Annotated in this window: 1 protein-coding gene; it reads left to right on the top strand. The window is 62.8% G+C overall.

The window, feature by feature from the left end:
- Positions 1-392 (top strand): type II secretion system F family protein (locus FJV41_RS57640; RefSeq protein ID WP_181791655.1); only part of this gene is annotated, 392 nt, incomplete at both ends.

Raw genomic sequence — 392 nt, 5'->3', positions numbered from 1 at the left:
ACATCGTGGGGCGCGGCAACACCAACGCGAGCGTCACGCGGCTGCTCAACGACATCCGCTCGGACGTGGAAACCGGCACCTCGCTGAACGCGGCGTTCCGCAAGTATCCGATGTACTTCGACAGCCTGTACTGCAACCTGGTGGAAGCCGGGGAAGCGGCCGGTATCCTGGAGGCGCTGCTCGACCGGCTGGCGCTCTACATGGAGAAGACCGAGGCGATCAAGTCGAAGATCCGCTCGGCGCTCATGTACCCGACGGCCGTGATCATCGTGGCCTTCGTGGTGGTGACGGTGATCATGATCTTCGTGATTCCGGCCTTCAAGGAGGTGTTCACCTCCTTCGGCGCGGATCTTCCCGCACCCACGCTGTTCGTGATGGGCGTGAGCGAGATC

Origin of the sequence: Myxococcus llanfairpwllgwyngyllgogerychwyrndrobwllllantysiliogogogochensis (genome assembly GCF_006636215.1) — a bacterium.
GTDB classification, from domain to species: Bacteria; Myxococcota; Myxococcia; order Myxococcales; family Myxococcaceae; genus Myxococcus; species Myxococcus llanfairpwllgwyngyllgogerychwyrndrobwllllantysiliogogogochensis.
The sequence above is the reverse complement of the archived record's forward strand: the minus strand, read 5'-3'. Positions and strand labels throughout refer to the sequence as shown.